A 20,833-nucleotide genomic window follows, 5' to 3' on the forward strand; every position below is an offset into this window, starting at 1 on the left:
ACAAAGGTATAGATACTCAGTTATTTTTAAAAAACATTGACGTGCACTTATTTTAATTGTACTATTTGGTACAAAAAAAAAGATTTGAATCTTTTTATATTCTCCATATTTGACACGTAATCACTATGAAATATATGGAATAGTTGATTTATGTAAAAAAGAGGAAAGTTATTTCATCTAAAATAGATAATCATTTGCCAAACTGAGAAATCACATGTGCCTTACACAGAGAGAATCGTTATAAAAGTTGCCTTTGATAAATTTTAATTCGTATAAGCAGTCATTAAATTTATCGATTTTCAATAGACAACTTCGCCTATTTTCTTGTGTAAAAATAAATTTTGTACTAATTAGTAAAGAGGTTGTTTTGAACAAATATTATATTGGTCTTTCTACTACATTTCATGACCCAGCAATAGCAATTTTAAATCATAACGGAGAAATATTATTTGCCGAAGCCATAGAGCGATACTTACAAAACAAAAGAGGCTTAAATTGCGAACCAGATAATATTTTTTATTTGCCACAAATTATTAATGAATATTGTGATCCTCAAGGTGAATTTGTCGTTGGAACTAACTGGCCAACGAAAAGACCCTGGACAGAAATTATTCATACTGTAAGAAAAGAACATCGAGCTGAAGCACTAACTCTCGAAAAACATGGTCATTTTATTTTTCAATTTTTTCTAGAAAAATATAAAATGACTTATCAGTTAGCGCTACTAAGAAGCGGCCATCAAAAACGCGGTGTTAACATCGCTCAGTACTTAAGAAATGAATATGGTAATAGAAATGTAAGTTTTCAGCACTTTGAACACCATGACACTCATGCAACTATGGCTTGCCAATCAAGTCCTTTTTCTGATGCTACTTGTATGATAGTCGATTCTTATGGTGGAGATGCTTCTATTGCTTACTACACTTATAAAAATAACAGAGTAAAGCAAATAAAAAAAATACGCGGAACACAAAGCCTTGGTTTTTTTTATATGAAGTTAACAGAATTGTGTGGATTTCACTGGTTAAAAGGAGAAGAGTGGAAAGTAATGGGGCTTGCTCCTTACGGTAAAATAGATAAAGATATTTCAGAGCTTTTTGAGCAATTATTATTTGTAGATGGCATTAAGATAAAGGGGTGTTCCACAAAAAAAATAAATTCAATAATGGAAAAGTTACACAAAAGAAAAAGAGCAAAAAATGCTTCGCCATGGGATGCTGTAAATATGGCTTGCACAGGTCAAGATTTTTTCTGCCGTACTATGACAAAACTCTTGAGTAATTTGAGTAAGATTAGTTCATCAAAAAATCTTGTCTTGGCGGGAGGATGTGCTCTTAACTCTGCTTATAATGGACAAATAACTCAAAAAACACCTTTTGAAAAGCTATATGTACCTTCCGCTCCGGGAGATGATGGGTGCGCTCTAGGAGCTGCGATGATGGCTTACTCACAAAAAAACAGCCCAAAAAAATACTATTTTACTTCGCCATATCTAGGGTCAGATATACCTAAAAAATCTTTTTCAAACTTAATAAAATTTAACAAATCGTTAAATATGCAGCTTCATACAGGAACTGTCCACAAAAAAACAGCAAAATTGCTCAGTGAAGGTAAACTCATTGCGTGGATGCAAGGGCGTGCAGAATTTGGGCCACGCGCATTGGGGAATCGCTCAATACTTGCTGACCCTCGTTCGCCCAAAATGAAAGAAAAAATCAACGATTTAGTTAAATTTCGCGAAGAATATCGTCCCTTTGCTCCAGCGATTTTGCATGAGTATGGCGACGAATATTTTGAAAATTATCAAGAATCCCCTTATATGGAAAGAACATTATCTTTTAAGAAAGATGTAATGGACAAAGTGCCTGCTGTCGTCCACCACAATGGTACAGGTCGTTTGCAAACAGTAAAAGAAGAGTGGAATTCTAAATTTTATCAACTGATACTAGAGTTTTACAATATCACTTCCGTACCTATTTTGCTAAATACTAGCCTAAATATTATGGGGAAACCGATCATTCACTCTGTAGAGGATGCTATCGCTCTTTTTTATACAACAGGTATTGATGCCTTAATAATTGATGACTATTTAATTGAGAAATAATTTAACTATGAATATATTATTAACTGGAGTGACTGGTATTCTCGGATCACAAATTTTATACGATCTTCTTTATCTCTTTATAAAAAATAATAGTAATGGGCAAATTTTTTTACCAGTGAGAACAAGCAAAAAAAGCGGAAAAGAACGCGTCAAAAGTTTACTTAACGACGATGTTCTTCCTGATAAACTAAAATCAAGTGATCTAAAAGATTTTTGGCCGTATATACATGTTATAGAATGTGATCTACAAGACTTGAATGAAAAACATTTTGAAAGTTTTGGCATTAAAAATTGTTATCTCATTCATACAGCAGCTTCTACTAATCTAGATAGTAGTGACAAGGTAAAATCAGAAATCTACTCTTCCAATTATCTTCTTACTTTACAACTCCTAGAAGTAAGTAAGAAATTCATTTGTAAGTTCATTTTTATAAGCACGGCTTATTCTTGTGGAATACGATCAGGAGTTATCGATGACGATTTTTTATCTTTACAGCAATGTGAATATCGCAATCCATATGAAAATTTTAAAGCTCAAATTGAAAAAGAAATAGTATCTTTTTGTGAAAGCAAAAATATTGAGTGGCAAATTATGCGTCCAAGTATTATTTGTGGAAGACTACTAAAATCCCCTCTTTATTTTATTTCCAAATTCAATGTTTTTTATTCTTATTTAAAGTTTTTTTATAAGTCGTTACCCTTGGAAATGAAAGAATTTCCTATACGTATTTGTTTACATCGCGATTCTCATATGAACCTCGTTCCCGTCGACTTGGTAGCTCAAGCAATTACAAACAATTTTCTTGATCCAGAGATTAAACAGTTAAATATTGTAGGTGAAGACATCGAAGTACATTGGATAGTAGAGCATATCTTCGCGATTTCTAAACTTCGGCGTTTTGAGTTTATCAATGAAACGCCTGATAAACAAAACCCTTTAGAAAAAATTTACTACTCATCTATTCATAGCATTTTTGGTAAGTACATGAATAGTCCTAAACTTTTTTATAAGAAAAATAAAATTATAGAGCCGTTTACAGAGAAACTTGATATAAAGAAACAATTTACAAATTTATCTCAATTTGCCATTGAACAAAACTTCAAAAACTGTAAATGGTAAATTCGCCTTAAAAGTATCTATTAACTAAGTTACTTTTAAGGAATACTTAGAAGGAGACTTAGACATCAAAACAAAAGAAAAAATTATGCATGAAGCAAAACAATTATTTCTCGAAAAAGGTGTCAAAGGAACCACTGTTGACGAAATTATTGAAAATTCTGCAACGGGAAAAGGGCAATTCTATTATTATTTCAAAAACAAAGAAAATTTAATTTCTGAGGTTATTGATCATTATGGTTGCGAAGTTCTAGCGGCACACTTGCAATCACTCGCGCAAGTAAAAAATATCGTACATTTTATGGAATGGATTCAAAAAGCTTTTGACTTGGCGATACTGAAAAAAGAAAGAGTTGGTGGGTGCTTACTTGGCGTTGTGATGAACGAAACAACCTCCGAACAAAAAGACAAACTAAGAAAACAACTCATTAATTTGTTACAAGAGTGGCGCTCATTAATCAATGAGCGTTTCGATTTTTTTAAAGAACAGGGTTATCTTATACAAGAAACCCCGAATCTTGAACTAGCGGATTTTTTGATTACGATATTTGAAGGGGCGGCATTGTTTGGTAAAGTTTATCAAAATACCCATCATTTACAAGTAGGGCTTCACCATTACTGCTTGTATTTGGCTAGTTACATATCCCCTAAATATCGAGTAAATATAACAGTGTGAGGTATATCGTGCAACTTCAAAAACCTTCTGAAAATTTTCAAACAATATTTTTTAACAAAGAATATGACCTAGTTACTTACAAAAACAAAAGAACTAGAGAACTATACTACTATTTAATGAATATAGATGAATATATAGATGTTTTACCATCGGCAGAGAAAATAGTACTAGATTGTTTACAAAAAGGCGAGCAGCACAATACTTTATCATATGAAAATCGTAGCGAAATAATTGATTATTTACATTGTTTTCGTCAGCAACAGCAAGATTTACCCCAGCCATCATTATCAGATGAAATGGTCAACTTTGTATTGCAACAATTTGCCCCGCAAGCTTTGATTGATGGCGCATGGTTAAATAACATAGGTAGTATTGTACATTGTCACACTGAAATATCAGCTCTTTTATTTAAGATATATAGTTTCAAATTGGGCGATTTTCAACCCGAGTACAATCATTTTTATCTATACAAAGAAATTTTACAGAAGATGTCTGTTATTGTTCCTGACATACGCTCTTTTGCCTATATTACACAGCCGCAAATAATAGACAGCTCTTTTACTATACCTGTATACTATTTAGCAATATCGCAATTTCCGCGAAAATTTTTACCAGAGATTGTTGGTATTACTCTTGCACATTTTTTTGCTGGTTTTGACCAATTTTATTTACCATTTGAAAAATCATTATACTTTGAGCGCGCTCCTTTCTATCAAAATGACAAACGACATAATAAAACAATAGAAAACATTGTCTCACAACTTTGCCAAGGTCAAAACCAAGATATTGCTTTACAAAATTGGCAAAGAATGTGGAACGGTTTTTACAGCGTAGAAACATTATCTAAGCACTGGAAAGAGCAAATAACTAACCACCTTAATCAAACAAGTACGACTATAGAAGAAAAAGTAATTGATATTATTTCTCAAAAAGCTCCTTATTCACGTGGTCATCATCGAGAAACACTTGTTGGAGACAAAACACTTCCTGAATGGTTTGATGGTGAAAAATTTGATATTACTGCTTTTTTAAAAGCATTTGCCAATTCACCTTTTGTTGATCGCAATGAGCCTGAAAAGAGCTTACTATTTACAAGGCTTATTGCTTTTGGTGGACCAATGTTCAGAGTCTTTACAGATCGAGAAATAGAGATATTGCAAAAATGGGTCGCCAGCCTTCCTCAAAAAGCATCTACATCTCAAAAAGTTGTTTGTCCATTTTATCAATCAAAAGAATCTCTACAGCGTAAACCTTCATCTCCTAGTAAAGTTAGGAATATAAGAGATCTTTTTTACTATTTAGTGAATGTCGATCTCTTCCCTACGACAAGACACTCTGCAAAATTATATGTAGAAAAATCCTTAAAAAAAACGCGTAACTATATGCCTTTCTTCCCTAAAAAATACCATTTATTTAATTATAGCCATGATGCTTTTTCAGAACGCATTCACCAAATATATGAATCGCAAATAGAAGCCTATAAACCATTTGTCAAACCTAGATTTTCGCGGGAATTCTATACAGATTGGTTTATGCATCAGTTGGCTCCTTTGGTTTTAGTTGATGGTTGCTGGTTACAAAATGTTGCAAAGCCTGGGACATCGCACTCTCAAATAGCAACATATTTGTTTAATACTTTTTCTGACGAAATAGGTAATGGCGAGACAGAGTGGAATCACGCCAACGTTTATAGAAAACTTCTTGAGAGTGAAAATGCACAGCTTCCACATTTTAACACCAAAGAATTCGCTTATCATTCTCAAATAGAAAAAGCTTCTTTTCATTTACCAACATTGCAACTAAGTATTTCTCAATTTCCTAAAACATATCAGCCAGAGCTTATTGGCTTAAATCTCGCGATTGAAATGGGAGGTTTAGGCTGGGAATATATGACTTTAGTTGACGAGCTTACATATTGGGATATTGATCCTTACATTGTTAGCTTGCACATATCAATAGATAATATGGCGACAGGGCATACTGCATGGGCAATGGAATCTGTACAAATTTATCTAGATCAAATTCTTGCGCTTCAAGGGCGTGACGAAGTCCAAAAACATTGGAAGCGAATTTGGACTGGTTTTTTGTCTTACAAGGTCATGCGTATTCCTTTAATGAGAAGCGTTGTAAAGCAAGCAATCAAAGATGTTGCCTGTAAATCACTAGGTATTCGCAAAAAAAGTAGGGAAAAATGATTTATAAGATTATTGAGTTTCGCAAAATATTTTTTGTTGGTTCGTTGGCTTTTATTTTTAGCGGTATTATTACTTTTTTACAATTACCGCGTCAAGAAGATCCGACAATCAAATACAATATGGTGCGTGTAGTTGTTCCATATCCAGGGGCAGATCCCTATAAAGTTGAAAAACTAGTTACCAAAGAAGTCGAAAAAACTATCCTGGAAATTAGCGGTGTCGATGAGGTTATTTCCGTTTCAAAGAATGGAATATCTTCTATGGAAGTTTTGTTTGACTACGATGAGGACTTAGATGCAGCCATCGAAAAATTAAAAGATAAAGTTCGCGAACTAGTTCCGAAATTACCATCGGAAATACATCCACCTATAATTTTTGACGAGCTTGTGAAAAATTATTCTCTAATCGCTGTAATGACCGGAGAAAAATACAATCTACAACAACTGAAAAACAATATTGAAATATTAAAAAAGCAGTGCCTAGATCTACCTGGTGTTTCCGATGTGGAGCTAAGAGGAGATCTCGAAGAAATTATTGAAGTTTCTCTTCATCTGGACAAAATATCAAAGTACCGCATACCTATTTCGCGAATTGTTGCCGCTCTTGAAGTCCGCAACAACGTTAAGCCAGCAGGAATCTTAAAAGCAGATAAACAAGATTTCTTAGTGGAAACCCAAGGGGAGTTCCGAACTCTAGAAGATATCAAAAATGTTATTGTCGATATCTCAGCAGAGGATAATCCTGTATATATAAAAGATCTTGCCGATGTCACTGCAAAACTAAAAGATCCTGACTATAGAGTTCGTTACAACAAACAAAATGTAGTCGCTCTTGTCGTCATTATGAAAGATAGATATAATATATTTAATTTTCAAAAACAAGTTCACCAAGCAATAAATTCTTTTCATAAGCCCCCTGGAATCAAAATTGAAATTCCCGTTGATCAAGCCAACTATGTTGATCAAAAACTTGGGAATTTATATTCAAATCTTTTACAAGGCATGATTTGCGTTACTTTTGTCTTGTTCTTTTTTGTTGGTATTCGTGAATCTGTTATTGTTTCAATTTCGATTCCTTTGACGTTCATTATTTCCATCTTTTTTTTGGGAATACTAGATGTAGTCCTGCAACAGATGTCTATTGCTTCACTTGTTATTGCTTTAGGGCTTCTTGTCGACAATTCTATTATCATCATAGAAAACATACACAAAGAGATTCAAACGAGCGATAAACCGTGGTTATATATTTTCTCTGATGCAGTAGAAGAAATGGCTCCTTCTATTATTTCTGGTACTTTAACAACCATTGCTGCATTTATTCCTTTGCTTTTTATGGTTGGCGCAACCGGAGCTTTCTTGCGTTCTATACCTATTGTAGTTATTGTCACTCTTGCTAGTTCGCTATTTGTTGCTATTTGCCTAACTCCAATTTTGTATTTCTGGATTACTCCTAAAAGAGAAAGAGGTGAGAAGTCTAAAACCAAAAATTCAATGCTCAGATACCGAAAGTTTATTCGTTTTTGGTTAAAAAGACGTTATCTTGCGATGGTAATGGGTATAACTTTTATTGCAGCCGGATTTTATTTAGCTTCGCAGATGCGCGTTGAGTTATTCTCTAAAACTACACGCGGACAATTTTTGATAAATGTATTCTTACCAGAAGGTTCTAACCTAGATAAATGCACATCTATAGCGAAAAAAATAGAAAATATACTATTTGATCAAAAAAACTTTACCAATATCGAGAGCGTTTCATGTTTTCTCGGCAATGGTTCACCTAAGTTTTACTATAACGAAGTAGGAGATTGGCAACTCAACAACCCTGCTTTCATGGAAATTGCCGTCAACTTAAAAGCATCCAGTTCTCTAAGCACAACAGAAACAGTTTATGCTGTCCAAGAGAAATTAGACGTTGAAATTGCTGGCGCTAAAATTCGCGTACGTCAATTTCAACACGGAAAGCCATTTAAAGCTCCTGTTGCCGTAAGAGTCTTAGGAGAAACACTTTCAGGCATCAAAAAAATTACCCAACAATTGAAAGACACTTTAGAAGAAATTCCAGGGACCAGAAATATAATGGACAACCTTGGAGAAGATACATATAAAGTGAATGTCAAGATAGACCCTTATCGGCTAAATCAAATACGTGTTCTACATTTAGATGTATCTTCTGATATATACACAGCACTAAACGGACAAACAGCGACATCCTTTTTATCTAATGATGAAAAAATTGATGTGGTTGTTCGTTTAAGAAAGGAAGATAGAAGTTCTTTTCAAGATGTAAGAAAACTGTATTTTACCTCGCGATTCACTGGAGAAAAAATACCATTCTATCAATTAGCAAAACTTGATTTTTCTTTAGAAAAAGGGCAAATCAATCGTTATAACCAAAAATGGTATGCCTCGGTTTTTTGCGATACAAGGCAGCGTTTAGCTTCCGAGGTACTTGGTGATTTGAAAAGAAAAATAAAGGGGTGGGAAATTCCTCCTGGGTATACAATTGAATTTGAAGGAGAGGACAAAGAACTGCAAAAATCAATAAAAGCAATTTCTATTGCTGGGTGTTTTGCTATTATTTTAATTTATGTTATTCTCGCCTTTGAATTTAATAGTCTGTTTCAACCAATTATTATTTTGTCTATATTTCCTGTTTCTGTAGCGGGAGCTCTTTTTGGTTTGTATTTCTTAGACCAACCACTAGGATTCATGACATTAATGGGGTTTGTAAGTCTCGCAGGCATTGTGGTAAACGACGCGATTATACTTATTGATTGCGCAAATCACAAAATGCGTGGAGGGTCTATTCTTAAAAGTTATGAAGGCTATTCGCAAATACTTTCCATCGTTGCCGAAGAACGATTAAAGCCTATTCTCGCTACATCGATAACAACAGCCGTCAGTCTACTACCACTTGCTGTATGGGGAGGGGCTTTTTGGGCGCCTTTTGCATGGACTGTTATTTTTGGTTTACTCACATCTACTTCACTAACCTTAATCTTTACTCCTGTGGTTTTTCGCATTGTCGAAGATCTCAAGATTCGCTTAGGTTTTATGCCTCCTTTTACAATGTATGTTTTTGCTCGTGAATCCAAGAGTGCAAAAAAAATAAGTCGCTTGTTAGGCCATCGTCACTTTATAAAAATTTACTCTCAATCGTATGATATTGCTTCTGGTTCTGACTTTGCCATTTTAGATCAGCGAGACTTCGAAACAAAAGAAATCGTACAAATAATCCAACAAGTTTGCAAAGAACCGCATATTGTTCTTATCATTGTCTCAGATGGTTATCACAACTCAAAAACTTTTGGAGAGAAAATAAAAGATTATAATGTTTCTTCATTTGTAAATCACGTTATAGAAAACGCGCATTATATTGAAGGAAGTGATATTGAAATTATCCCAAAAATTGTAAAACAAAATTCTGAAAAAATGCAAAGTGTTATTCAAACAATCTGGCAATTATCTCGCGAAAAAAGGTTTTGAGGAATACAATGAAACTTTATTACAATAAGATTATGCTTATATGGTGCACTAGCATTTTGCTTTGTGCTTCTTGTAAGCCAGCAACAACAAAGCCAAATGTTCCCAAAGTAAAATCTGTGTCTTGTCTAGTCGTTGATAGTGCCGATGTCGCTTCTCAAGTAGAGGCACGAGGTCTTAGTTCTGCTAATAAAACTTCGCGTTTATCTTTTCGACTTTCAGGTACTATTGACAAAGTAATTGTCAAAAAGGGAATGGCCGTTAAAAAAAATGACACACTTGTCACAATAGATAAAAAAGATTTCGAATTGCAGTTAGAAAAGTCAGAAGCTTTATTAGGACTTGCTCAAAGCAAACTAGAAAGAATAAAAGCCAAAGAACGAAGCGAAGTATTTGAAATAGCGAAAGCTAAAATAAAAGCTTTAGAGAATGATTATAAGAACAAACAAAAGACATACGACTCGCAACTTCGCCTGAACAAATCGCGTATTGTCTCTGACATTGACATTGATCGTTTAAAAACGAATGCAGAGGTCGCTCTACAACAGTTAGAAATTGCAAAACAAGAGCTTATCTTACTAGAGAAAGGTGCCCGTGTTGAAGATATTCGTTTGGCAAATAAAGAAGTGGCTTCTTCAACAGTAGAAACAAGAATTCACAATCAAAATCTACAATACACAGCACTAAAGGCCCCTTTTTCCGGTGTCATAACCTCTGTAAATGTAGAACAAGGAGAATTTTACAATGTCAACCTTGATCCTGTAGCTGTAATTCTCGATGATATATACACCATAAAAATAAAAATCTCTATAGCTGAATCACAAATAAACAAAATTAAAAAAAACCAAAAAGCGAAAGTAACCTTTGATGCAATAGGTGGCAAAAATTTTATGGGAAGAGTTACCTACATATCAAGTAAAGCCGATACTGTGTCGAAAACTTTTCCTGTAGAAGTAACTATCAAAAATGAAAAAGCAGAGCTGAAAATAGGAATGTTCACTCAAGTACGCATTGTCACTGGAACTACTCGAAAAACAATTCTACTTCCTCCACAATTACTGTTACACGATCACTTGGGTACGTACGTATTAAAATTAGCATCACCTCCCAAAGACAAACATGCGCAAGTGATTCGTCAAAATGTAAAAACTGGTTTACTTATCGAGAACTATATACAAGTTGTTTCAGGTGTGAAGGCTGGTGATTGGATAGTTAAAGAGGGGAATCATTACATACGTCACGGTAGCAAAGTGCTCGTCGTCGATTACAAATCCCAAAATAGAAAATAAACAATTATACATAAAAATACGGAAAACTTTCGGTAAAACATTGACATATATAAACTCTTATTTTAATATAGTTTAAGCGTATTTTTAGTAATAAACAATTATCTGTTAAAGGAAACGATATGATCGATATCCCTTTTTCTGAATTTAACTGGCTAGCCATTGCAGCTAGTGTCGTTGCTGGCCAAGTAATTTCAACAATTTGGTTTGTGCTTGTTGTTCCAGAACCATGGGCAAAGGCATATGGAGCAAGTAGTGCAAAGGAACATACCAAAGAAATCCCTGGGTATACATATGGTGTTGGACTTGTATGTACTATACTACTTACTATTAGCCTTGCCACCTTACAACAGTGGCTAAAAATTGACACTTTAAGTGGTGCTATTAGTTTGGGTTTATTTATATCCATAGGATTTTCTGCCGCAACTAGCTTACCTGGACATGCTTTTTTGAAAAGATGGTCAGCTTTTTGGATGATTATAGGAAGCCAAACAGCAATGATCCTTGGCATTTCTACCATTCTTGCTTTGTGGAAATAAGCTACCAGATAGCTCACAAACCTAGTTTTCAAATGACTAGATTTGTGAGCTATCCTTCTTTTCTACGCAATTTATTCCCACTTGCTTTTCGTAAACGCATTTTTTCTAAGCGTTTCTTTCTCACGTTTTCGCGCGCTGGATTTTTGATTTCAATAAGCGGTGTTATAAATATCGACGGAAAAGCCATCATTGTGAACAGTATTCCAATAAAGAGAAGTATTAAAATAGGAACGATAGTAACAGGCTCACGAGCTAAAATGGCAACATAAACTTTTTTATTCTTTAATTTGGGGTATAATTTTGACAAATCTCTCAAGAAGCATTGAATATAAATTTTATTTGATTTAGCGAAGTGACCTATACTAGCTCGTTTTTCTAATTTCAATAATAAAATTTTATCTGATTTTTGAAATGTATTTTTGGAAATGATTGGTACGTAATAAGCTCCGCGTATTACTAACACCCTAGAAGTTTTAATTTTAAAATCGACCAAGTAAATCTTTGTTAAAGAGTCTTTCTGCATAAATTCTTGGAATGTCACTTCGCGGGTTTTTTCTGTTGAGATAAACACTTGAAATACCATGAATGCAAACAAATAGCAAAAAAATGCAACAACCAAACATAAATTTCGTCTACCATTTTCAGTACTCGCCCATGACCATACAATTCCAATTAAAATTTCCACAATGCTCTCCTTTTTTAAAGAATAAAAAACGGTCATGGTCACATCATTTTTTAACTCTTAGTAAATTAAATTTTCATCAATAACATCAATTATAACATTTTGTAGAAGATACATATGAATATAAAAAAATGGGGACTTATTTCGATACACGCTCTAATTGCAATTGGTTTTTCTTTGGCGATGGCTCAACACATTCTCGACTCATCTTGGGAACTTCACGCACGTAATCATGCTTTCCAAGCAACAATTTGGTTGGTAACAGTTCATTTATGTGGTATCGCTATTTTATGGAATGCTTATCCCAAAAAGTGGGCGTGGTACACGTTATTAGCTATAGCATTCTTATTCTTTGGGGGATATTTTGCAGCACTTATTATTATCCCACAAAGCGGTGCACCAGGAACAAAAGACGATATCGCTATTTTTTCTCTTGCTTGTGTATACTTTGCGATATTAGCTAGTGATAGGGTGCAACGTAGGTAAACGACGCGCCCTATTCTAGAGAATCTATCAAATTGACATCTCATCTCTTTACTATTAAAAATAAAACTATCGTTTTAGAGAGGTGGTTGAAAATAGTATACTAGATTTTACATAGAAGTTTTATTTATCAACTAGGCATTTGAGCACGCATAGCCGTAGTTCTGTAAGTGAAGATAACGACGCTTATGGATAAAAGAGCATGTGAAATGGTAAATTATTTTCCGCCACTTCCCTTAAAGGAAACTTATGAAAAAAAAGATGGGTTTAGTCTCATTGAAATTATAGCAGTCATCACATCAGTAATAATACTGATGATATATCCTTTTCAAAGAAGAAACACTCATATAATTATGACAATCAAAATGTAAAGCAAATTCAAGCCAATTTGGAAAAGGCATGTACCTATTTACTAGATTTGGGTAAGCAAACTCAATTTCCTCAGAAAAGTGCTCAAGGATTTGTAGTCAGACTCGTAACCATCTAAAACGTAATGATATTTTGATGTAAGTGAAAATATTATATTTGAATCTAGCCACATTTAATTTTAGGTTTAAAGATAACGATTTAAGAGTTATTCGTTATTTTATTTCTTAAATTAATTAGTTATTGCATCTCTTGTTTTTTCTATATTCAAGTACTCTTTATTGAGCTGGCCCAACACCAATGCCATGGAGTTTATTTTTCATCAGTTTCAGGATTTTTTCCAAAAACCAAAGATATTGCTATAAGCTTTTGGTCGCTGCTAGTTATACATTCTAAGGCGTAGTAATATTTTTTTGTATCTCGAACTCCTATATCAACGAAAGAGTATTTGCTATCACTAATTCCTTCTGTAGATGTGATAAAAAGCGGTGTAACTTTATAGGATTTCTTTTTCGAGATGTCTTTGCGCCATATGTGGAAGCCGCGAATATTTTTATTGAGGACATTTGACCACTGGAGCTCTACACCATTTTCTGTCATACGCGCACAAAAGTCGCTGTCCTTTTGCTTTAGTGCAATAACTTCACCTGCATCAGACTCAAAAGCACCAATATCATTGCTAGAGTTGAGATCAAATTGGCGAGAATCTTCATCAACATTGTTACCGTCATCGCCTGTGTCTATGGCAGCGCTTCCGGTTTTCAAGGCATGAGTTTCAACAACTCCTCCGTTGTCTTTTGCATTACTTTCCAAATCACCGTCGACACCTACAATATTACTATTAACCCCATCTATAAACTCTGATTGTCCTCCATTATCTTCGATGAGGTTGAAACCTCCATCGTCAAAAGCTCCTCCACTGGCTTCTAAATCAAAAAGATCATTTCCTGCCGTTTTTGCAGTATTGTTGTCGATAATGGTACTGTTGATATTAACAATCTCCGATGTGCCCTGATCATCTTGAGCATAGATACCACCACCTTCATCACCCGATTTATTTCTAGTTATAGTGCAGTCGATAAACTCATCACTTGCAGGGTTATCAGCAAAGTGTGCACCTCCATCATCATCAGCTTTATTTTTTGAAAATGTACAGTTGGTGAAACTACCATTAGCCCCTACATTTGAATAAGTTGCTCCTCCTTGGTTTTCAGCTGAGTTATTTTCAAAGGTAGATCTTATCGCTGTAACATTAGAGTTACTGCTATAAAAAATTGCTCCGCCGTTGTTGGTTTTCGTTTTGTTTTTTTCAAAAGTTGTGTCGATAATAATCAACGTACCGTCGGTAAAAATTGCTCCACCATTAAAGAAAGCGATATGGTTTTTAAACACGCATTCCTCCATGGAAACGTTAGAACCTGTGTCCGCTGATATGGCGCCACCGTTGTTGTTTTCTTGTTCGTTGTCTCCAGAATCATTATTATTAAAGGTAACAGCTGTCATTACAAGAGTTCCACTGCTTGTTACTATAGCTCCACCACTACCACCGCACTCGCCATTTTTAATTTCTGTAGAACTTATATTTGTGTCAACATTCACTGTCTCAAGGGAAATAGTTCCTCCGTTTCCATCAGCCGAGCAATTATTGAAGGTACTTTTTGTTATAAGAGCTATACCATCTTCGGCCAAAATGGCTCCTCCATCGCCTCCAGCAGAGCAATTGGTAAATTGGCATCCTGACCAAATTTCTGAATCTTCAGCTACAGATATAGCTCCGCCACTACCTTCAGCACTACAAGTAGTAAACTTAGAAGAATAAATTTCACCCAAATTGGCATCGGCATCAACAGCACCTCCATCAACACCTGAAGTGCATCTGGTAAATGTACAGTTCATAATATTGTCTACATCATCATCACTGTGCATTGCTCCACCACTACCTTCGGCGCTACAATTGGTAAATTTACACCCGAAGAAGTTATCGAGGTCGTTTTCACTATTGATCGCACCACCATCACCACCTGAAGTACAATTTGTGAATGTACAGTTAGTAAAGTCTTCCCCATCATCATCGATGTTTACTCCACCACCATTTCCATCAGCGCTACAATTTTTAAATACTAGATTGTCGCTATCGTCGAAATCGCCAACAGAAAGGCCGCCACCATTACCACCGGCAGTACAATTTGTAAAAGTAAGATTGGAAAACCTTCCATTCACCGCTGAGTCGAAAAAAGCCCCTCCTCCATCTCCTGTTGCAGTGCATTTGATAAAATCACATTCATTGATGGATAGTACAGATGAATCAACATCAGCATTTATTGCCCCACCATCACCAGCTACACTAGCATTTTTAAATTTGATAGTGTCTAATTCTATGTCTGTATCAACTACTTGGAATATTTGTGTGATCTTTTGCCCGTCAAGAGTAACCTTACCTTCTATACGTAAAGTATTACCTGCATCATTGATTGTAATTACACTGTCTAACTTAATGTTACTTACACTAAACACTATCACATCATCTTCGCCATTGGCGTTGGAAGCAGCAACGGCTTCGCGTAAAGAAAGTTTACCATCCTCTTCTTCTACATCTTGATTTGTATCTACAGTAAATACTTCACCGTAACCATTTGCCAGCATTAGCAATAACACAAAAAAATAAATACAACATTTCATAATTAGTCTCCTTTAATTCCAATAAGTATTATTCTTAAAGAATCTAATCAAATTTTGTGCCAAATATAAAAAATAAAACTATTTAGCCTTAAGTACCCTGTTTTTGTATAAATCGCGAATTTATTTCTACATTTTAATCAGAAAACCTGGACAAATAGTTGATAGTTTTTATCAAAAATGGATAAAAATCATCAAGATAGAGTGTTTTGACTGTTAACATTTTCTATTTTTTAAAAAATGTACAGAATTTTTTGCAAAGTTCGATGTCTTTCTTTATACATACCAATAAATTTTATTCATTGTATAAGGAAAATATATGAAAAAGTTATTCATAATAACAGCTCTTGCGCTGCTAATAATTTCACTTCAAGCACAAACTGACCGCAAAATAGAAATTGATATCACCGGAGATTTTCCAGAAGGAGAACGGATTGATCCACAAATTGTTAGCTTCAATGGTAAAGATGTTCGCGATAATATTTTTTTGCCACGAGAGTACGAGCTAAGTATAGAACAACCAGGTTACCTTCCCATAAAAAGAATGATTGTTGTTCCTCCTGGAGAAGAGCCTTTTCTCGTATCCGAAGTTCTGACAACTAAACAGCGTAAAGCTAAAATCAACATTAGTTATGATATTACACCTACGGAAAAGAATAAAAATTACAAAATAACACTGCAGCAGTTCGAAAGCGATAAGATCACAACGATTACCGGAGGAATGTTGATAAAACCCAATAGCTACTATCTAAGTATTACTCAGCAAGGTTATCAGCCGATAAAAAGAAAACTACATGTGTGGCCCGATGAATATTCCATGACCATAGAGCAAAAACTCATATCTCGCCATGTCCCCCTTTCTATCAAAATCCACGGAAAAGTCGATACAAAAAAACTTTTTGTTTCAGTACAAAAACCTAATACAAATTTTCGTCTTGCTCTATCGGATCAAGATAGCCTTAAACCTGGTAACTATCAGCTAGAAGTTTATCATCCGGGATACACAACCATAAAACGCAACATAAATATCCATCCTCAAGAAGAAGAATATTTAATCAATCAAAAATTAGAATTAGGAAATGATGAAACTACGTCGCAGTTGCTATTTGTAAGTAAAGATAAAAACAATGTAATTGAAACTCCTCTAAGCATCACTGTAAATAACAAAGATATATCTACACAAAAATTTACTCCTGGACAAGAGTTACTCGTGGTGGCGAAATATAAAAATTTTGCCACATTTAAACACAAAATAAAATTTGCCAAAACTGGCCCACTACGAGTTCCACTGTCACTTTTGAAACTTAAGTCGTACCAATTTTCTATCAGGAAAAAAAGTAAAATTTTAGATGGTATAGACTATCCATACACTTTTCATACAGATGGTAAACAAATAGAAGATCATCTTATACAAATAGAAAAAGGAATCGGCAGGTACTACTTTACGATATGGCTTCCTCCAAAAGCGAATGCTTTAAAAATAGTTGCTGGTTATTTTGCCGATACTAGACACCTCAATAGATTTCGTTCAGGAATGTCTATTGGACGTATAGATAAGATAGAAATTCCTCACCTGATAGAACATCTCGAAAGAGTGAGCACAAATAGCGATCAAGGGCGTAGAGCCTCCTTAAAAGTCCTCAACAAAATGATGAAAAGCTATCGTTCACGTAAATCATTTGCTAGTTCTCGGAACATTGAGCCGTTAATCAATTACATTGAAAGTTATCGACTAAATTCTCCTAGTGATCGCCAAAATTTGCAAGCGATTAGCGACAGACTATCTAATGTAAAAAACAGACCTAATAAAGTAAAATCTAATCATTACTCAAAATTGCTAAATTTAAAACTCAAAAACGAACAAAACAATTTTGTTCCACCTAACATCCACACAATTGGAGAGGGAAATCCTTTTGCTAAATATGCACAGCAAGAAGAGAATAGAGAAGGATATAGCCATATCGAAGAAAATGAATTCAAATCAACTTTGGACGATCCACTTTCAACCTTTTCTGTAGATGTAGACACCGCATCTTATAGCAATGCCAGGCGCTTTATCAATAGTGCTCAACTACCTCCAAAAGATTCGATACGCATAGAAGAGTGTATCAACTACTTTGACTATGACTATCAACAACCACAAGATGAACATCCGTTTTCCACAACAATCGAAATGTCATCTGTACCATGGAACCCTAAAAGATGGCTACTACACGTTGGACTACAGGGAAAAATCATAAAAAAAGATAATATTCCCCCATGTAACCTTGTTTTTTTAATTGATGTTTCTGGGTCGATGAGCATTTATAATAAACTACCATTGTTAAAATCGGCATTAAAAATGTTAACAAAGCAATTGAGGCAAGAAGACAATGTATCTATAGTTGTATATGCTGGAGCTGCGGGCCTGGTATTAGAACCAACAAACGATCGTAAAAAAATAATGGCTGCTATTGATAAATTAGAAGCTGGCGGTTCAACTAACGGTGGCCAAGGAATTCAACTTGCTTATAAAATTGCCAAGCAAAATTTTCTAAAAAAAGGTTCCAATCGCGTCATTCTTGCAACAGATGGAGACTTTAATGTTGGTACAACTAGCGACGGAGCATTGGTGCGTATGATCGAAGAAAAAAGAAAGTCGGGTATTTTCCTCAGCGTTTTAGGGTTTGGGATGGGTAACTATCAAGATGCCAAGATGGAACAACTCGCAGACAAAGGCAATGGCAATTTCTCTTATATCGACAATATAAGCGAAGCGCACAAAGTTTTAGTAGAAGAACTACAAGGAACTTTGGTAACTATTGCCAAAGATGTAAAAATTCAGATAGAATTCAATCCTAAATATGTACAATCTTATCGTCTAATCGGCTATGAAAATAGAAAATTGACCAAACAAGATTTTAAAAACGATAAAAAAGATGCTGGAGAAATTGGGGCAGGGCATAGTGTTACAGCGCTATATGAAATTATTCCTGTACAAGGAAAAGCGACTTCTAAAACAAAGCTAAAGTACCAGGATCATTCCTTATCAGAATCTGCAAACAGTGATGAGCTACTAACTTTAAAGCTTCGCTACAAAAAACCAGATAGCGATAAAAGTATACTAAGGACATTTCCTACTAAGTTTAATAAACTGGCCTTAGATAAAACTTCTCACAATTTCCGTTGGTCTGCTGCTGTATATGCTTGGGTACAAATGTTGCGAGAATCTAAATTCAAAGGTAACCTTACCTATGAACAAATTCTTACATTAGCCAAAGCAGCGCGTGGTTCAGACGAAAATGGTTACCGTCATGAATTTTTGCGTCTAGTAAAACTGACAAAAGAACTAGCAAAATAGAAAACAAACAAAGCTAATAGATTTCAAAGTTTTTCAACTCTATGTTTCTATTACTATTTCACGCATCGCCCAACTAAGTAATCCACCAAAAAAGCAGTGACAGACGAATAACTAGAATTCAAAACAAATCTCAGTTCTTGTAAAAGGGAACTTGCCAGAGCCAAGTAAAGTTCTGGCATCTTTTCCGACATTAGAGTCTCTATAAGAGGAATACGTTATGAGGAAAATGTTTATATTTTTTATATTAATGATCTGTCCCTTTGTATTTTCTCAAACAAAATATGAAATTACAATTAACGCAAACAAAAAAAATATAGCCAAAGTAAGAGGGGGTTTTGTATTAAAAACTAACTATATTTACACCTCGAAAGAAAAAAAATTTCCTAGAGGATATTCTACATTTATGCAGAATTTAAAAATCATGGATGCCGAAGGAAGTAAGCTACAGTTGATTAGACAAGAGAACAAGTGGCAGATTGTATCTCCTTTTAAAAACCCGATATCTTTTGAATATGAAGTTGTTCTTGGACATCGAGAATTTGAGTGCGATTTAGATACGTCTCCATATTTAAAACCAGACTGTATCCTTTGGACAGGGCGCGCGTTATTTTTTGAAAATCGTGCAAAAAATATAGAGGTTTTATTTCATATACCTCAAAATTGGAAAATTTCTACTCCGTGGATTTCGAATTCTTCCCCAAAAAAAATATTTTTTGTGAAAAATAACAGTGAATTAAATCAATCACTCATTGTTATTGGCTTACACTTAGAAAAACAATTAAAAATAAAAAACACTGAAATATTAATTGCTATAGGTGGCAAGTATAAACAGTTACAAGAACAAATAGTTAACATTATTCATAAAGGATTTGTTGAATTTTCTAATATTTTTGGTGGAATCCCACTAGGAAAAAAATTAATAGTAATAAATCCTTATGAATTGGGAAAATATGGTTTTCAAGGAGGCGTTTTAAATAATAGTGCAAGTGTTCTAACAAGCTATTATCCTGATGGGATAAATTCATTTTGGTTCACTCGCGTTGTTTTACACGAAATATGTCATCTATGGAATGGAAGCGTTATCCGCGCGAAATATCACCGTCGATGTACGTGGTTCCTAGAAGGCTTTACTGATTACTATACACTGGTTGTTGCAAAAAGGCTTAATTTTATAAATAAACAACAATTTCTTACTTTTTTAGAATACGCTTTTAATCATTATCATTTAAAGATACAAAAACACTCTTTAGTTGATAACTTCCAAAGAAGAAATCGTCGTTTTGTTTATCACGGCGGATTTCTAGTAGCTCTTTTTCTCGATATTCGCATTCGCTTAGAAAGTAAAAAAAACTTAGATAATTTAATGAAAATTATGTTTCACACATATAGAAGAAAAGGATATCGGTATAGAATACGAGATATTATGGAAATTGCTGAGCATCTATCATCTAAAAAATTCAACGTTTTTTTCAAAAAATATATTTATGGAAAACATGCTCTACCTTTACAAACTTATGCTCCTCAATTAGGAGTAAAAATATATAAAGAAGAAATTACTTTGCCATATTTTTCATTAAAATCTATAGTGAATATTCCGGAAGGAATTGCTTTTAAAGAAGATATTAAAAGTCTTATTATTAAAATAAACTCTACTGTTGTTACCTCAAAAAAAGACATTGTAAAGGAATTGAGTAAAAATTCGTTGGAAGATAAAGAACTGTTATTTTTTCTCAAAGAAGGCAAACAAATAACTCAGTATGCTACCTTTTCTAACTCTAACACAAAAGTAATCTACTACAGTCTAAAACCAATAATAACAAAGAAAATTACAATTTTAGATAAAATACTACGCGAAAAAAGATAGAATCCTCTAGCAAAATAAAAACG

The 20,833-nt window shown here is 34.3% G+C and carries 12 protein-coding genes; 10 read left to right on the forward strand and 2 right to left on the reverse strand.

Going from position 1 to position 20,833, the window contains the following annotated elements; translation table 11 throughout:
- Positions 1-367: 367 nt before the first annotated feature.
- The 7 genes from UABHE_RS08185 to UABHE_RS08215 all read left to right on the forward strand — a co-directional run bounded on the left by UABHE_RS08185 (position 368) and on the right by UABHE_RS08215 (position 11,399).
- The gene (locus UABHE_RS08185) at positions 368-2,104 is read left to right on the forward strand and encodes a carbamoyltransferase (RefSeq protein WP_372369762.1); all 1,737 of its coding nucleotides are present in this window, start codon (positions 368-370) and stop codon (positions 2,102-2,104) included.
- Positions 2,105-2,111: 7 nt separating this feature from the next.
- Positions 2,112-3,224 carry an SDR family oxidoreductase gene (locus UABHE_RS08190; RefSeq protein WP_372369763.1) on the forward strand — a complete coding sequence of 371 codons (1,113 nt, stop codon included), beginning with the start codon at positions 2,112-2,114 and terminating at the stop codon, positions 3,222-3,224.
- An 85-nt stretch (positions 3,225-3,309) separates the two neighbouring features.
- Positions 3,310-3,897 carry a TetR/AcrR family transcriptional regulator gene (locus UABHE_RS08195; RefSeq protein WP_372369764.1) on the forward strand — a complete coding sequence of 196 codons (588 nt, stop codon included), beginning with the start codon at positions 3,310-3,312 and terminating at the stop codon, positions 3,895-3,897.
- Between the two features lie 8 nt (positions 3,898-3,905).
- Entirely contained in the window at positions 3,906-6,092 is a 2,187-nt protein-coding gene (locus tag UABHE_RS08200) for an iron-containing redox enzyme family protein (protein ID WP_372369765.1), read from the forward strand.
- Positions 6,089-9,577: an efflux RND transporter permease subunit gene (locus UABHE_RS08205; protein WP_372369766.1), complete on the forward strand. Its 3,489-nt coding sequence runs from the start codon at positions 6,089-6,091 to the stop codon at positions 9,575-9,577. The genes UABHE_RS08200 and UABHE_RS08205 overlap by 4 nt, the downstream gene beginning before the upstream one ends.
- Positions 9,578-9,585: 8 nt before the next feature.
- Positions 9,586-10,863, forward strand: coding sequence for an efflux RND transporter periplasmic adaptor subunit (locus tag UABHE_RS08210; RefSeq protein WP_372369767.1), 1,278 nt, complete (start codon positions 9,586-9,588; stop codon positions 10,861-10,863).
- 119 nt (positions 10,864-10,982) lie between these two features.
- Entirely contained in the window at positions 10,983-11,399 is a 417-nt protein-coding gene (locus UABHE_RS08215) for a DUF1761 domain-containing protein (RefSeq protein WP_372369768.1), read from the forward strand.
- Between the two features lie 49 nt (positions 11,400-11,448).
- Here the strand turns inward: UABHE_RS08215 and UABHE_RS08220 are convergent, their stop codons facing one another.
- On the reverse strand, positions 11,449-12,084 hold the full coding sequence (locus UABHE_RS08220; protein ID WP_372369769.1) for a hypothetical protein: 636 nt from the start codon (positions 12,082-12,084) through the stop codon (positions 11,449-11,451).
- 114 nt (positions 12,085-12,198) lie between these two features.
- Between UABHE_RS08220 and UABHE_RS08225 the strand changes: the two genes are divergently transcribed.
- Complete coding sequence (locus UABHE_RS08225) at positions 12,199-12,567, forward strand: hypothetical protein (protein WP_372369770.1); 369 nt, start codon at positions 12,199-12,201, stop codon at positions 12,565-12,567.
- 675 nt (positions 12,568-13,242) lie between these two features.
- Here UABHE_RS08225 and UABHE_RS08230 read toward each other — a convergent pair.
- A complete protein-coding gene (locus tag UABHE_RS08230; RefSeq protein ID WP_372369771.1) occupies positions 13,243-15,609 on the reverse strand; it encodes a right-handed parallel beta-helix repeat-containing protein in 2,367 nt (788 codons plus the stop codon).
- Between the two features lie 316 nt (positions 15,610-15,925).
- Between UABHE_RS08230 and UABHE_RS08235 the strand changes: the two genes are divergently transcribed.
- Complete coding sequence (locus UABHE_RS08235; protein WP_372369772.1) at positions 15,926-18,946, forward strand: von Willebrand factor type A domain-containing protein; 3,021 nt, start codon at positions 15,926-15,928, stop codon at positions 18,944-18,946.
- Positions 18,947-19,349: 403 nt separating this feature from the next.
- Positions 19,350-20,810, forward strand: a complete 1,461-nt coding sequence (locus UABHE_RS08240) for a hypothetical protein (protein ID WP_372369773.1) — start codon at positions 19,350-19,352, stop codon at positions 20,808-20,810.
- The last annotated feature ends 23 nt before the right edge of the window (positions 20,811-20,833 follow it).

Origin of the sequence: Candidatus Uabimicrobium helgolandensis (assembly GCF_041508025.1) — a bacterium.
Lineage (GTDB): Bacteria > Planctomycetota > Uabimicrobiia > Uabimicrobiales > Uabimicrobiaceae > Uabimicrobium > Uabimicrobium helgolandensis.